Source organism: Mesorhizobium sp. GW821-FHT04C10 (assembly GCF_059420305.1).
The window spans coordinates 3,540,096-3,555,413 of the sequence record NZ_JBWKTL010000001.1; the positions used below are offsets into that span (position 1 = coordinate 3,540,096).

Here is a 15,318-nt window from a genome sequence, read left to right on the forward strand (position 1 = left end):
GCGACTGGCCTCCCTTCGCCTGCATCGGGATTGTGCGGCCGGTTTCCGGTTTCCGTCAAGGCATCGGCTCGGGGCCGACACTGATGGCGGGTCGCCTCAGCCGATTTTCAGACTGAGCGATACGGTTTTCCCTTCTCCCCTTGTGGGAGAAGGTGGCCTCACGAAGTGAGGTCGGATGAGGGGTGTTCCAGGGAACACCAACGTCTCACTCCGCTGGAACACCCCTCAACCGTCTCGGCGCTGCGCGCCGATCCACCTTCTCCCACAAGGGGAGAAGGAAAAAACAGGCGCTAATCGCTGCGCCTGAAGTTGCGGATGCGGTCGAACAGCACCGCCAGCAGGATGGCGCCGCCGATGAAGGTGCCTTGCCAGAAGGCATTGATGCCAAGCAGGCCAAGGCTGTTGCGGATCACCTCGATGAGGGCCGCGCCGACGATGGCGCCAAAAGCGGTGCCGACTCCGCCGGCAAGGTTGGCGCCGCCGATCACGGTGGCCGCGATGACCTGCAGCTCCATGCCGGTGCCGAGATTGGTGGTGACGGCGCCGAGCCATCCGGTCTGGATGATGCCGGCAATGCCCGCCGACAGCGCCGAGATCATGTAGACGGCGACCTTGATCTGGCGCACCGGCACGCCGGTCAGGGTTGCAGCGTGCTCGTTGCCGCCGATGGCGAAGATGTGGCGGCCGAACTTGGTCCAGCGCAGGATGAAGCCGGTGATCAGCGCCAGCAGGATCATGTAGAGCACGGGATTTGCGATGCCGAACAGCCAGGCGCCGCCGCCCAACGCCAGCAGCTTGTTATGGTCCGGCCCGAACTGGAAGACGACGGTGTTGTTGGAGGCGACCATGGCCAGGCTGCGGGCAATCGACAGCATGCCGAGCGTCACCACGAAAGGCGGGAAACCGAGATAGGCGATCATGACCCCGTTGAAGGCGCCGATCGCAAGCGCGGTGGCGATCGAGGCCAGGATGCCGATTTCGATCGAATAGCCGGCATGCATGGTGACGGCCAGCACCATCGACGACAGGCACAGCACCGAGCCGACCGACAGGTCGATGCCGCCAGTGATGATGACGAAGGTCATGCCGAGCGCGACGATGGCGACGAAGGTGACGTTGCGGGTGATGTTGTAGAGGTTCTTCGATGTGGCGAAGGCGTCGGTGGCAAACGACAGGAAAATGCAGGCGAGGATGACGGCGATCACCACCCAGAACGTCTGGCTGGAGAACATCCGCGACAGAAAAGTGTGCTGCTTCTGCGCGATCGTCTGGTCAAGGGTGACTGCCATTATCGACCTTTCCTGCCGGCGGCGATGCGCGCCAACGTGGTGAAATACGGGTTTTGCGCCGTCATGCCGCCTGCTCGATGGCGCCGGTGATCAGCCCGGTGACTTCCTCGGGCGAACTCGACGCGATCGTCTTGTCGGCGACCTTCCTGCCGCGCCGCATGACGATGACGCGATCGGCGACGTCGAAGACGTCGGGCATGCGGTGGCTGATCAGCACCACCGCGATGCCCTGGTTGCGCAGATTGCGGATCAGGTTGAGCACTTCGGCGACCTGCCTGACCGAGATCGCCGCCGTCGGTTCGTCCATCAGCACGATCTTGGCCTGCGACAGCATGGTGCGGGCGATGGCCACCGCTTGGCGCTGGCCACCCGACATCTGCTTGACCAGGTCGCGCGGCCGGGTTTCGGATTTGAGCTCGGCGAAGATCTGGCCGGCGCGCTTGTACATGGCCGCATAGTCGAGAATGCGGAACGGACCGACGCCGCGCCGCAACTCGCGCCCGAGATAGACGTTCGCCGCCGCGGTCAGATTGTTGCAGAGCGCCAGGTCCTGGTGGACGATCTCGATGCCGTGCTGGCGCGCCTCGACCGGCTTGTGCAGGATCAGTTCCTTGTCATCCATCCGCATCGCGCCGTGGCTCGGCCGGAAATTGCCGGCGATCATCTTGACCAGCGTCGACTTGCCGGCGCCGTTGTCGCCCATCAGGCCGACGACCTGGCCGGGCTCGATCGACAGCGACACGTCGTTGACCGCCTGGATGGCGCCGAAATGCTTCGAGATGTTGGTGAGTTCGAGAACCGCCACCAGCCTTTGCCTCCCTGTGCTTGCCGCATGCCCGGGACAGGGGCGGCTTTCGCGTCGCTCTCCCAGCTCCTCCCGGAAACAGCGATATCAGGCATTTACGCAAATGCCCGTGCGGGCGTCAATTGTCCGATGAATAGGAAATAGGGCAATTGTCGGACGAATAGTGGATGGCGGTTCCGAAAAATCCGTTTTGTAGGACAAATAGCAATTGACGTTGGCGGCTTGCCGTTATTAGCTGAGGGTCGGAGGAAGATTTGCCGGCCCCGAACCATGATCGACGGTGGGGTTGGCGCGAGATCATCGACCGTGCCGGCGCTGCCGGTCCGGCCGCATCTGAAAATGCTTATCGGTCTTGCCAGGCGGCACGGGCATTCGCCCTGCCATCTCGCGTTGGGGCCGATTTGTGTGGCGGGCACGCCGTGTCCGTCTGTTTTTCAAGGGAGGACTGATATGAGGAAAACAGTTTTGCTCGCCGCCGTCGCCGCCATGGCGTTGGGCGCCGGGCCGGCCTTGGCCAAGAAGCAGCTCGTCATCGTGGTGAAAGGTCTCGACAATCCGTTCTTCGAGGCCATCCACCAGGGCTGCGAGAAATGGAACAAGGAAAACGCCAGCTCGGAATATGAATGCTTCTACACTGGTCCGGCGTCGACTTCCGACGAGGCCGGCGAGGCCCAGATCCTTCAGGACATACTGAGCAAGCCTGACACGGCGGCGGTGGCGATCTCGCCGTCCAACGCGCCGCTGATCGCGCAGACGCTCAAGACCGCCAATCCGACGATCCCGATCATGACCGTCGACGCCGACCTCGCCAAGGAGGACGCAGCCCTTCGCAAGACCTATCTCGGCACCGACAACTACCTGATGGGCAAGAAGATCGGCGAATACATCAAGAAGGCCAAGCCGAATGGCGGCACGATCTGCACCATCGAGGGCAACCCGGCAGCCGACAACATCCTGCGCCGCGCGCAAGGCATGCGCGACGCCCTGACGGGCAAGGAAGGGCTTGCGGCACTCGCCGGCGAAGGCGGCTGGACCGAAGTCGCCGGCTGCCCGGTGTTCACCAATGACGACGGTGCCAAGGGCGTGCAGGCAATGACCGATATCCTTGCCGCCAACCCCAAGCTCGATGCTTTCGGCATCATGGGCGGCTGGCCGCTGTTCGGCGCGCCGCAGCCTTATCGCGACCTGGTTGGGCCGTTGAAGGACCGGCTGGCCAAGAACGACTTCGTCATCGGCGCCGCCGACACGATCGGCGACGAGGTGGCGATCGCCAGGGATGGCCTTGTCACCGCGCTGGTCGGCCAGCGGCCCTTTGAAATGGGCTACAAGGCGCCGTCGGTGATGATCGACCTGATCACGGGCAAGAAGGTCGACGATCCGGTCTTCACCGGCCTCGACGAATGCACCAAGGATACGGTCGACACCTGTATCCAGAAGTAGCTTTTAGATCCGGGGCGCTCGGCAAACGGGCGCCCCGTCAATTCCTGAGCGAGACGCAGTGGCGAGGGGCAACAGGCTCCGGCCTTGTCGCGTCCATGGTTTGGATTTTCGGCAACGGGATCGGCGCGCGCCACGCAGGTACGGATCCATCCGGACGACAGGCAGCCGACCTATTGGAACGTGGATGCCGCACGAGAAGGCAGAAAGAAAAGCCAGCCGGGCCAAGGCGCAAGCCAGCCGCGATCCGGCGGTCATGCGCAGGGCCGACGCGGCGCACTTTCCCGGATCCAGTGTTCATGCCTCGCTCGCCAGCGAGATCGGTCTGCGGATCGTGCGCGGCGATTATCCGCCCGGCAGCATCCTGCCCAACGAGGCCAAATGGGCCGAAACCTTCAATGTCAGCCGTTCGGCGGTGCGCGAGGCGATCAAGATGCTGATGGCCAAGAGCCTTTTGGCATCACGCCCCAAGATCGGCAGTTGGGTCGAGCCGAAGGAGCGCTGGAACCTGCTCGACCGCGACGTGCTTGCCTGGTACGCGACCGCACCCGACCGCGAGGCGTTCCTGCGCACCGTGCAGGAATTCCGCCATATCATCGAACCGGAAGCGTCGGCCTTTGCCGCCATGCGGCGCAGCGACGAGCAGATGGCCGAGATCAGCCTTGCCTGCCGCGAGATGGGCGAGGCGGCGAACCTGCCGGAACGCATCCGCGCCGACACACGCTTTCACCTCGCCATCCTGCGGGCCTCGGGCAATGACCTTCTGGTGCCGCTCGGCGTGCTGATCGAGTCCGCGCTCGACCATCTCTTCGTCTTCACCACGCGGCAGGTCGGCGACCAGCGGCGAGCGCAGAAACTGCATGAGGCGATCGAGAAGAACATCCGCCTGCAACGGCCGGCGGCGGCTCGCAATGCCGTGCACAAGCTGCTCGCCGACACCGATGAGGGCATTGGGAGCAGGCGGCGGTGAGCCGCCCGCCCGTTTGAGCCTCAGATCGTCTGCTTCTTGCCATCCTTCATCGGCATCAGGTCGACGCCGTTGACCTTGGCGATATGGGTCGCCAGCATCGGCACGAACTGCTCGGCCGGACCGGTGGCATGGGCGCCGGCGAAGGAATTCTTGGTGGCGTTGCCGAGCGGGTTGGCGATGCCGGCCGCACCCGCCATGGACTCCAGATAGGTCAGGTCCTTGAAGGCGTTGGAGATGGTGAATTTGTGGGCGTCGCGGTCGCCTTCCAGCGTCCAGCGCATGAAGGTCTGGTAGAAGCCGCAATCCATGCGGCCGTTGCGGATGACGCTGTCGAAACGCGGCGGCGAGATGCCGACCTTTTCAGCCAGGGCCAATGCTTCGGAATAGATGGCGGCATAGCCCAGCGAAATGAAATTGTTGAGCAGCTTCATGCGGTGGCCGTCGCCGGTGTCGCCGATGTGGACGATGCGGCCGGCCCAGGTTTCGATCACCGGTTTCACCCTGGCAAAGACGGCGTCCGGCGCGCCGACCATGGCATCGAGCGTGCCTTCCCAGGCCTCCTTCGGCGTGCGGCTGAGCGGCGCGTCGACATAGTCGATGCCAAGCGCGTTGAGTTCGGCCGCGAGCGCGACGGTCGAGACCGGGTCCGAGGTCGAGCAGTCGACGACGACCGAACCTTTCTTCAAGCCTTCCTTGAGGCCACCGGGGCCGCGGATGATGGCTTCCACCTCGCGTGACCCGGTGACGCAGATGAAGACAATGTCAGACGCCACTGCCACCTCGCGCGAGGTCGATGCTTCCCTGGCGCCTCGGCCAAGAAGGTCCTCCGCCGGCTTGCGGTTCTTGCGGCCGAGGAATGTCAGGGGATAGCCCTTGTCGACGATGTTCTTGGCGATGCCGTGCCCCATCAGGCCAAGGCCGATGAAGCCGATCGTCTCGCGCGCGGCGGAGGTGTTCATGTCGTCTGTCCTATCCCGGATTATCGATAATTGCGCCGCCGTTTTAGCCATATGTGGTTGCGGAATGCAATATTGTCTGACAATAGACGGGAATTCCAGAGCCTGTCATGGAGACGAGAATGACGAAGCGGATCATGTTCACCGGCGGCAGCGGCAAGGCTGGGCGCCATGTGGTGCAGTATCTTGTCGAGCAGGGCTGCCAGGTGCTCAACATCGACACCAAGCCGCTCGACAATCCCAAGGTGCGCACGCTGATCACCGACATCACCGACAGCGGGCAGGTGTTCAACGCGCTGTCGAGCTATATGGGCCTGCACGAATTCGACCCGTCGCTGCGCCCGCAGCCGGTGGATGCGGTGGTGCATTTCGCCGCCATCCCGCGCATCATGATCACGCCCGATAACGAGGTGTTCCGCATCAATGCGATGGGCACGTACAATGTCATCGAGGCGGCGGTGAAGCTGGGCATCCGCAAGGTCATCATCGCCTCCAGCGAGACCACCTACGGTCTGGTGTTCGCCAACGAGCCGCGCGATCCCAAATATTTCCCGCTCGACGAGGAGTATGATGTCGATCCGATGGACAGCTACGCGCTGTCGAAGATCGTCAACGAGAAGACCGCGCGGGCCTTCGCGCAACGCAACGGCACCGACATCTATGCCTTGCGCATCGGCAATGTCATCGAGCCGCACGAATATTCGCTGTTTCCGAAATGGTTCGCCGATCCCGGTTTTCGCAAGCGCATTGCCTGGAGCTATATCGACGCGCGCGATCTCGGCCAGATCACGCTACGCGCCATCGAGAAGGACGGTCTCGGCTACCAGGTGTTCAACGCGGCCAATGACGATACCTCGTCCGACCTGCCGACGGCGGAACTTCTGAAGCGCTTCTATCCGGGGGTGCCAGTGAAGGCCGAGCTTGGTGAATACGAGACGCTGCTGTCGAACCGCAAGGCGCGCGACATGCTCGGCTTCCGCCCGGAACACAGCTGGCGCAAATACGTCAAAACCGCCTGAGCGACCGGGCAGAAGCGGCTGGGCTGTGCATAGCGGGGCGCTTTGCGGCCCAACCGTTCCGTGGTGCTTGACAGCTTCCACAAACCAGCCTTTCTGAAGCGTATGCGGGACGCGAAGCCGAACAAGGAAAAATCGCCTGACAAGGCGGCTGCCGCCGAGCGCTCGACCGGTGTTCGACGGCCCGACGCGGCGCGTATTCCCGGCGCCAGCGTGCACACGTCGCTGGCGAGCGAGATCGGGCTGCGGATCGTGCGCGGCGACTATCCGCCCGGCACCATCCTACCCAACGAAGCCAAATGGTCTGAGACCTTCAGCGTCAGCCGCTCGGCGGTGCGCGAGGCGATCAAGATGCTGATGGCCAAGAGCCTGCTTGCCTCACGCCCCAAGATCGGCAGCTGGGTGGAGCCGAAAGAACGCTGGAACCTGCTCGACCGCGATGTGCTCGCCTGGTACGCGACGTCGCCGGACCGCGAAGTGTTCCTGAAGACGGTTCAGGAGTTCCGCCACATCATCGAGCCGGAAGCGACCGCTTTCGCGGCGATGCGGCGGACCGACGAACAGATGGCCGAGATCAGCCAGGCCTGCCGCGAGATGGGGGAGGCCGCCAGCCTGCAGGAGCGCACCCGCGCCGACACGCGCTTTCACCTTGCCATCCTGCGCGCCTCCGGCAACGATCTTCTGGTGCCGCTTGGCGTGCTGATCGAATCCGCGTTCGATCACCTGTTCACCTTCACCACCCGGGAAGTCGATGATCTCAACCATGTGCAAAAGCTGCATGAGGCGATCGAGAAGAACATCCGGCTGCAACGCCCGGACGCGGCGCGCGCCGCGGTTCGCAAGCTGCTGGCCAACACCGACCACGTGATCAAGTCGCGCTAGGGCGTATTGATGTTCAGGTGATGCCGGCCTGTCCTGAATCTCAACAAACACTAGACCGGAGCTAATCTTCCTTTTCGCGGCCGAAGGCCACGCGCAGTTCGTCCTTGGCGTGCTCGAGCACTTGCCTGCGCGCTGCGGGCAGGTTCTTGCCGGCGCGGTTGATGTAGAAATTCAGCATCGACATCGCTGACTGGAAGGGTTCGGCCTTGCGGCGGTGGCTGTGCTCGGCCGACCGCTTGAGCGAGGCAGCGATCTTTTTGGCGTCGTCGAATTCGAAGACATGATCCTCAAGATCCATCGCGTCGCTGTGCTCGGTCACCTCGGCCGACCATTTCTTCCTGGCTGTGGTCATGGCTGGGAGTCCTTTGCGGGTTCGCTGATCGGAAAACTCCAGACATTGGCGTCGGTTCCCGCCTTCGTGCCCGCTCTGGAGCCACGGATTTGCTCGCCGTGGCGCTGCTGTGGGCCGAGAATGTGCCGATAGTGGCCAAAACGGCAGCCGATTTCGAGACCGCCGACAGGAAACGCCTTTGACCCGAACCGACTTGAGCCGGCCCAGTCCCGGCATCGACAGTTCCTACGCGTGGATGCGGCTGGCCATTTCAATGCTGCTGGCGACGATTGGTGCGGTCGGCATGTGGGCGGTGGTCGTGGTGCTGCCCGCCGTGCAGGCCGAGTTCGGCGTCGACCGTGCCGCTGCATCGATGCCCTACACCGCGACCATGGTTGGCTTCGCCGCCGGCAATGTGCTGGTCGGCCGCGCCATCGATCGCATGGGCTATTGGATCCCGGCGCTGTTCTCTTCCGTGGCGCTCTCCGCGGGCCTGCTGCTCGCCGCACTTTCGACCTCGATCCTGCAGTTCACCCTTGCGCAAGGGGTGCTGATCGGTGTCGGCACGTCAGTGATCTTCGGGCCGCTGATCGCCGATATCTCGCACTGGTTCAACCGTCGGCGCGGCGTCGCGGTCACGGCGGCGGCCGCCGGCAACTACCTCGCCGGCGCGCTCTGGCCCACCATCATGCCGACGCTGATCAAGGCGGAAGGCTGGCGCTTCACCTACGCGGCGATCGGTGTTTTCTGCCTGGTCACCATGGTGCCCCTGGTGCTGTTGCTGCGACGCGGTGCTCCTGACGCGGCCGCTGCCGGCTCTCCCGGGAGCCGGCCCGTGCAGCCGATTCCCATGTCGCCGGCGGCGCTGCAGACGCTGCTGGTCATCGCTGGCCTCGGCTGTTGCGTGGCGATGTCGATGCCACAGGTGCACATCGTCGCCTATTGCATGGATCTTGGCTACGGCATGGCGCACGGCGCCGACATGTTGTCGATCATGATGGCGGCGGGCGTCGTCAGCCGGCTTGCCTCCGGCTTCATCGCCGATCGCATCGGCGGCGCGAAAACCCTGCTGATCGGTTCGGTGCTGCAGTGCCTGTCGCTGCTGTTCTACATTCCGTTCGACGGGCTGGCCTCGCTCTACGTCGTGTCGCTGGTGTTCGGCCTGTCGCAAGGCGGCATCGTGCCTTGCTATGCGATCATCGTGCGCGAGTACCTGCCCGCCAAGGAGGCCGGCCAGCGTATCGGCATCGTCATGATGGCGACGATCTTCGGCATGGCGATCGGCGGCTGGATGTCGGGTTGGATCTACGACCTGACCGGTTCCTACGCCGCCGCCTTCCTCAACGGCATTGCCTGGAATCTGCTGAACATAGTGGCGATCGGGCTGTTCATGTGGAAGGCAAGGCAAAGGACTGCCATGGCGGCCTGAGCACCTCGGCTTGACAACAGGCAGGCACTGCGCGACCCCAGAGGCCGAAGGGTGCGGTAACAGGCCGGTGAAATGGCGACAGCTCAGATGATCATGTTGCGGGCGCGTTCCGGTGATCGCGCGCATGGGCCGTGGCCATGATCAAGCCGCGCTCGCGCCGGGGCGGCGGCCGCCCGACCATATCGGACGTCGCGCGCAAGGCCGGCGTCGGCGCCATCACAGTGTCGCGCGCGCTGCGCGAGCCAGAGCGTGTCAGCCTGGATTTGCGCCGTCAGATCCAGGCCGCCGTCGATGAGCTTGGCTATGTGCCGGACCCCAATGCGCGGGCGCTGGCCTCGGCGCGCGCGGAAGTGTTCGGCGTGCTGGTGCCGTCGCTCACCAACAACGTCTTCGCCGAGGTGGTGCGCGGCATCTATGACAGCCTGTCGGACAGCCCGTTCCGCATTCAGCTGGGCAACACGCATTATTCGGGACTGGAGGAGGAGCGGCTCTTGCAGGTGTTCGGCTCGCAGCGGCCGGCGGCGCTGATCGTGGCCGGCATCGACCAGACGCCAACCTCGCGAAAACTGCTGGAAAATGCCGGTTGCCCGGTGGTGCAGGTGATGGAGACCGGGCCGGATCCCGTCGATATGATGGTCGGCTTCTCGCATTTCGACGGCGGCAGGACGGCGACCGAGCACCTGATCGAGGTGGGGTATCGCCGCATCGGTTTTATCGGCGCGCGCATGGATCCGCGCTCGCAGCGGCGCCTGGCTGGTTATCGCGCTGCGATGGAGAAGGCCGGCCTGTTCGACCCGCGCCTGATCACCACCACGCCGGTGCTGTCCAGCGTATCGCTCGGCCGTGAAATGTTTCGCGATGCCCTTGCCAAGATGCCGACGCTCGACGGCGTGTTCTGCAACAATGACGATATCGCGCTCGGCGTGCTGTTCGAATGCCATCGCGCCGCGATCGATGTGCCGAAGACCATCGGCATCGTCGGCTTCAACGATCTCGATATGATGCAGGTGGCCTTTCCCTCGATCACCAGCATCCGCACCCATCGCTACGAAATCGGCAGGCGCGCGGTGGCCATGGCGCTGGCGGCGATCGCCGGCGACCGACCGGAGCAACGCATCGTTGACCTCGGATTCGAGCTCAAGCGCCGCGAGAGCACGGCCCGCTGAACACACTTTCGAGACCGACCGCAAATGGCGCTTTACACAACGTCATGGTAGCGCTACCATTTTCTCTGGACGGGCATCGCCAGCGAAGGTGCCAAGCCTGTTTATTATACATAAGCAACAGCTCATGCTTGTTTATTATGTATAATATGATAAATTTCCCCCCGATCGATGGGGACGGCAAGGGGAGGGATCGCGGAGGTCTTCGGCACCTGGCAGGCGTGACTGGACAAGGCGGAGGGGCCAGCCGGAAACGCGAAAATTCCATAAACTGAACCGACAAATCAGAACTGCAATCGGGAGGATTATCGATGATCAAGTCACTTGTCGGTGGCATTGTTGCCGCCAGCGCATTCGTCATGCTCAACTCGGCCGCCATGGCCGCCGGCCCGGAAATCGTATCCGGTCCCGCCGCCCAGGCCGACTGCTTCGCGCCGTGGGGCGCGGACACGAAATTCTTCAAATATCCTAAGAAGGAAGGCCCGTTCCGCATCGCCTTCGCCAATGGCTATATCGCCAATACCTGGCGCATCCAGATGGTGCAGACGGCCAAGGCCTATGCGGCCCAGCCCGACGTCAAGGCCAAGATCAAGGAATTCAAGGTCGTCTCGACCGGCGAGGATGTGCCGGCGCAGATCTCGGCGATCAACAATTTCATCGATTCCGGCTATGACGCCATCGTCACCGACGCCCAGAATCCGACCGCTTTCGGTCCGGTCATCAAGCGCGCCAAGGAAGCCGGCATCGTGCTGGTTGCCTTCGACAACATCCTCGACACCAAGGATGCCATCAACGTCAATGTCGACCAGAAGGGTCTTGGCGAATTGTGGGCCAAGTGGCTGGTCGAGAAGGTGCCGAATGGCGGCAAGATCCTCGAGGTGCGCGGCGTGGCCGGCACCTCTGTCGATACCGATCGCCACAATGGCATCCATGAAGTGTTCGATGCCTCCGGCAAGAAATGGGACGTCACCGAAGTCGCCGGCAAATGGGATGACGGCGTGGCGCAGAAGGTGACCGCCGACGCCATCGCCACCAACGGCCCGTTCGACGGCATTACCGGCCAGGGCGGCGATACCGGCATCGTGCAGGCGATGATCGACGCCAAGCATCCGTTCGTGCCGTTCGGCGGCGAAACCGAAAACGGCTTCCGCAAGTTCTGCGCGGCCCATTCCGCCGATGGCCTGAAATGCACCTCCGCCGGCTCCGGTCCGGCCCAGGTTGCCGTCGCCATCAAGACCGCGATCGCGGCACTCGAAGGCGAGGTGGTGCCACAGGAAGTGAAGCTGCCGCTGGCTGTCGCCACGGATCCGAACATGAAGGAAGGTACGGATTACTTCCCGAAGGAATCCGACAATTTCTTCGTCGGCAATTCCTTCCCGACCTGCGGCATCAATTTCAGTGCCCAGGAAATCATGGGGCAGACCAAGGAAAACCAGTAATCGCTGGCCAATGGCTGGCGCCGCGGCTTACCCCGCGGCGCCAGCCTGCAATCCCACAATGGCCCTGGAGGGTTGATGGACGGTGCGGCTCCTCTCTTTCGCATGGAAGGCATATCCAAGCGCTATGGCGGCGTGCGGGCGCTGGAAAAGGCCGAGCTTGCGGTCGAAGCCGGCAGCATCCACGCCATTCTCGGTGAAAACGGCGCCGGCAAATCGACGCTGATCAAGGTCATGGCCGGTGTCGTGGCGCCCGACGAGGGCCGCATGATGCTGGACGGCCGCGAAGTGACCTTCGCTTCGCCCGGTGCGGCGAACAAGGCCGGCATCGTCTGCATCTTCCAGGAACTGTCGCTGATCCCCGAGCTCAGCGTTGCCGACAACATCGTCATTTCCGATCCGCCCAAACGCTTCGGCATGATAGATCGCACGGCGCAGCGCCGCATCGCGGAGGAAGCCCTTGCCCGCGCTGGCGCGGCCGACATCCATCCACTGGCGCTGGTCAAGGACCTGCCGCTGTCGCGCCGGCAGATGGTCGAGATCGCCAAGGCGCTGGCCAGAAAGCCGCGCATCCTTATCCTCGACGAGGCAACATCGGCGCTGACGGCGGCGGATGTCTCGAAGATATTCGGCGTCTTGAAGCGGCTGCGCTCGGAAGGGCTGGCGCTGCTCTACATCTCGCACCGCATGAACGAGATCGCCGAACTCGCCGATCAGTGCACGGTGTTCCGCAATGGCCGCAACGTCGCCAGCTACGAGGCCGGCTCGAAGAGCGACAATGAGGTGGTCGAACTGATGATCGGCCGCGAATACAGCCACATCTTTCCGCCCAAGCCGGCGGCGGCAGCGGCCAGCGCCGCCCCCAGGCTCGAAGCGCGCAAGCTCTCCTGGGCCGACCGGCTGCACGACATTTCACTGACCGTCAGGGCGGGCGAGGTGGTCGGCCTCGGCGGCCTTGACGGCCAGGGCCAGCGCGAATTGCTGCTTGCCTTCTTCGGCGTGCTGCGCGGCCTTGCCGGCGAGGTATTGATCGACGGCAAGCCGGTGGCCATCAGCAGTCCCGCCGTGGCCCGACGGGACGGCGTCGGCATGGCGCTCATCCCGGAGGACCGCAAGACGGAAGGCTTGATGCTGCCGATGACGGTGCGCGAGAACCTGTCCTTCGCCACGCTCGACCGGCTGTCCAGGAGCGGCATCATCGACCGCGCCGCCGAGCAGCGGCTGATCGACGACATGGTTGGCCTGCTCGCAATCAAGACGGCGGGTCTCGACATTCCGGTCGGCGCGCTGTCGGGCGGCAACCAGCAGAAGGTGGTCATCGCCAAATGGCTGATGCGCCAGCCGCGCATCATCCTGCTCAACGATCCGACGCGCGGCATCGATGTCGGCACCAAGCAGGAGATCTACCAGCTGATGCGCAAGCTGGCGGATGCGGGTGCGGCGATCCTGTTCTATTCGACCGACTATGACGAGCTGATCGGCTGCTGCGACCGTGTGCTGGTGCTTTACGATGGCGCGGTCAAGCGCGAACTGGTCGGCGCCGAGATCACCGAGCGGGCGCTGATATCGAGCGCGCTCAACATCCATGGCGAGGAGAGCCCGGTGGGCCTGGGAGCAAGCGTGTGAAAGATTGGCGCTACTGGCTGGCCGAGCAGCGCGGAACGCTGCTGGCGCTCGGCATCTTCATCGTCATGTTCGTCATCTACACCTCGAACCACCCGGCCGGTTTCACCGCCAATGTGGTGCAGACGGCGGCCAACAAGGGCGTGCTGCTCGCCTTCGTCGCCATGGCGCAGACGCTGGTGGTGATCACCGCCGGCATCGACCTGTCCGTCGGCATGATCTTCCTGCTCACCAACTGCCTGGCTTCCTGGCTGGTGGTGGGCACGCCGGCGCAGACGGCGCTCGGCGTCATCGCCGTGCTGGTGGTCGGCCTTCTGTGCGGCGCCATCAACGGCGCCATCGTCATCTATGGACGGCTGCAGCCGATCGTCGCCACCATCGCCACCGGCGCCGTCTATTACGGCATCGGTCTGTTACTGAGGCCATTCCCGGGCGGCTCGGTCAATGAGGATCTTGCCGATGCGCTGACCGGCCGCGTGTTCGGCGTGGTGCCGGCGAGCCTCGTCGTGCTGCTGGCCATCGTGCTGGTGGTCTGGGTGCCGTTCAGCCGCTCGGTGCTTGGCCGGGCCGCCTACGCGGCGGGATCGTCGGAGACGGCGGCCTACATGTCGGGCGTGCCGATCCGGCGCGGCAAGTTCGCCGCCTACACGCTGGCCGGGCTGCTGGCATCGATCGGCGGCCTGTTCCTGACCTTCTTCACCTATACGGGCGAGGCGGCCTATGCCAGCGGCAACTCCTACACGCTGTTCTCGATCGCCGCCGTGGTGCTTGGCGGCGTCTCGCTGTTCGGCGGCAAGGGCAGCGCCATTGGCGCCATCTTCGGCGCGCTCGCTTTCCGCACCATCGGCGATCTGTTGTTCGTGTTCGATTTCGATCCGCTCTGGCAGCCTTTGTTCCAGGGCGTTATCCTGCTGGTCGCCGTCAGCCTCGGCGCCTTCGCCCTGTTTCGGGTCCGCAACCGGCTGGAGTGGTTCCTGTGAGCGAAACGACGCCGATGGTTGGGAAGAGCGATGGCGGCATTGCTGGCCGCATGCCGAAATTCATCCGCCGCGCCGATCCGGCGGTGCTGACGGCTTTTGCCTGCATCGTGGTGCTGCTTTTGCTGGGCAGCCTCTATTCCAGAAGCTTCCTGTCGCCTGAATATCTGCTGCAGCAGCTCAAGGTGGCCTCATTCCTCGGTGTCATCGCCACCGGCATGATGCTGGTCATCCTGCTGGGCCAGATCGACCTGTCGGTGCCCTGGGCGGTGGCGGCGGGCGCCATGATGGCATGCGCTGCGGCGGCCTACGGTCCGGTCGGCGTCGCGCTGGCCATCCCGTTCGGCATCTTCTGCGGCGTGCTGATCGGCGTCGTCAACGGCATCGGCGTTGCCTATCTGCGCATTCCCTCGATGATCATCACACTTGCCACCAACGCCGTCGCGCAAGGGCTCATGGTGGTCTACACCGGAGGCTTCTCGCCGCAGGATTCGGCCACCGGCGCCATGCGTTACCTCGCCACCGGCTTCGCCATTCCGGGCGTCCCCAACGCGGTCATCATCTGGGCGCTGATCGGGGCCGCGATGGTGTTCGTGCTGACCCGCACCGGCTTCGGCCGCACCGTCTACGGCATCGGCAACCGTGAGCGCGCCGCCTATCTCTCGGGCATCGACACAAGGCGTGTGGTGATGATCGCCTTCGCCGTCTCCGGCGGGCTCTCCGCCTTCGGCGGCGTGCTTCTGGCCGGCTACGCGTCGAAGGCGGCGCAGTCGATGGGCGATGCCTATCTCTTGCCGTCGATCGCCGCGGTCGTGCTTGGCGGCACCTCGATTCTCGGCGGGCGCGGGTCCTATCTCGGCACCGTTGCCGGCGTCATCCTGATCACGCTCTTGCAATCCATCCTGTCGGTCATGCAGATGCCGGAGGCGGGGCGGCAGATCATCTATGGCGTTGTCATCGTCGCCATGCTGTTGCTCTACGGCCGCGCGCCGGCAAGCCGCTAG

Annotated in this window: 14 protein-coding genes; 10 read left to right on the plus strand and 4 right to left on the minus strand. The window is 64.0% G+C overall.

The annotated features are described in order from the left end of the window. Nucleotides 1-290: 290 nt before the first annotated feature. Complete coding sequence (locus tag AC07UC_RS17205) at nt 291-1,289, minus strand: ABC transporter permease (RefSeq protein ID WP_140775705.1); 999 nt, start codon at nt 1,287-1,289, stop codon at nt 291-293. Between the two features lie 61 nt (nt 1,290-1,350). Next, a complete protein-coding gene (locus AC07UC_RS17210) occupies nt 1,351-2,094 on the minus strand; it encodes an ATP-binding cassette domain-containing protein (protein ID WP_056571811.1) in 744 nt (247 codons plus the stop codon). A 450-nt stretch (nt 2,095-2,544) separates the two neighbouring features. Between AC07UC_RS17210 and AC07UC_RS17215 the strand changes: the two genes are divergently transcribed. Beyond that, complete coding sequence (locus AC07UC_RS17215) at nt 2,545-3,534, plus strand: sugar-binding protein (RefSeq protein ID WP_140775706.1); 990 nt, start codon at nt 2,545-2,547, stop codon at nt 3,532-3,534. A 184-nt stretch (nt 3,535-3,718) separates the two neighbouring features. Then, complete coding sequence (locus AC07UC_RS17220; RefSeq protein ID WP_140775707.1) at nt 3,719-4,501, plus strand: FadR/GntR family transcriptional regulator; 783 nt, start codon at nt 3,719-3,721, stop codon at nt 4,499-4,501. A 20-nt stretch (nt 4,502-4,521) separates the two neighbouring features. On the opposite strand, the gene AC07UC_RS17225 is transcribed toward AC07UC_RS17220, so the two are convergent. Continuing rightward, on the minus strand, nt 4,522-5,511 hold the full coding sequence (locus tag AC07UC_RS17225; RefSeq protein ID WP_494906836.1) for an NAD(P)-dependent oxidoreductase: 990 nt from the start codon (nt 5,509-5,511) through the stop codon (nt 4,522-4,524). 68 nt (nt 5,512-5,579) lie between these two features. Between AC07UC_RS17225 and AC07UC_RS17230 the strand changes: the two genes are divergently transcribed. Then, on the plus strand, nt 5,580-6,476 hold the full coding sequence (locus AC07UC_RS17230; RefSeq protein WP_494906837.1) for an NAD-dependent epimerase/dehydratase family protein: 897 nt from the start codon (nt 5,580-5,582) through the stop codon (nt 6,474-6,476). 102 nt (nt 6,477-6,578) lie between these two features. After that, nucleotides 6,579-7,355 carry a FadR/GntR family transcriptional regulator gene (locus AC07UC_RS17235; protein WP_140775710.1) on the plus strand — a complete coding sequence of 259 codons (777 nt, stop codon included), beginning with the start codon at nt 6,579-6,581 and terminating at the stop codon, nt 7,353-7,355. A 61-nt stretch (nt 7,356-7,416) separates the two neighbouring features. Here the strand turns inward: AC07UC_RS17235 and AC07UC_RS17240 are convergent, their stop codons facing one another. Beyond that, complete coding sequence (locus tag AC07UC_RS17240; protein WP_140775711.1) at nt 7,417-7,707, minus strand: DUF3175 domain-containing protein; 291 nt, start codon at nt 7,705-7,707, stop codon at nt 7,417-7,419. A gap of 178 nt (nt 7,708-7,885) precedes the next feature. On the opposite strand from AC07UC_RS17240, the gene AC07UC_RS17245 reads away from it, so the two are divergent. From AC07UC_RS17245 to AC07UC_RS17270, 6 genes are all read left to right on the plus strand, one after another. Continuing rightward, nucleotides 7,886-9,115: an MFS transporter gene (locus AC07UC_RS17245; RefSeq protein ID WP_140775712.1), complete on the plus strand. Its 1,230-nt coding sequence runs from the start codon at nt 7,886-7,888 to the stop codon at nt 9,113-9,115. A gap of 137 nt (nt 9,116-9,252) precedes the next feature. Beyond that, nucleotides 9,253-10,281: an HTH-type transcriptional regulator GntR gene (gene gntR, locus AC07UC_RS17250; RefSeq protein WP_494906838.1), complete on the plus strand. Its 1,029-nt coding sequence runs from the start codon at nt 9,253-9,255 to the stop codon at nt 10,279-10,281. 308 nt (nt 10,282-10,589) lie between these two features. After that, on the plus strand, nt 10,590-11,717 hold the full coding sequence (locus tag AC07UC_RS17255; RefSeq protein WP_140775714.1) for a sugar ABC transporter substrate-binding protein: 1,128 nt from the start codon (nt 10,590-10,592) through the stop codon (nt 11,715-11,717). Between the two features lie 75 nt (nt 11,718-11,792). After that, nucleotides 11,793-13,340: a sugar ABC transporter ATP-binding protein gene (locus AC07UC_RS17260; protein WP_494906839.1), complete on the plus strand. Its 1,548-nt coding sequence runs from the start codon at nt 11,793-11,795 to the stop codon at nt 13,338-13,340. Then, entirely contained in the window at nt 13,337-14,317 is a 981-nt protein-coding gene (locus tag AC07UC_RS17265) for an ABC transporter permease (protein WP_202326908.1), read from the plus strand. The genes AC07UC_RS17260 and AC07UC_RS17265 overlap by 4 nt, the downstream gene beginning before the upstream one ends. 14 nt (nt 14,318-14,331) lie before the next feature. Then, entirely contained in the window at nt 14,332-15,318 is a 987-nt protein-coding gene (locus AC07UC_RS17270) for an ABC transporter permease (protein WP_155772460.1), read from the plus strand.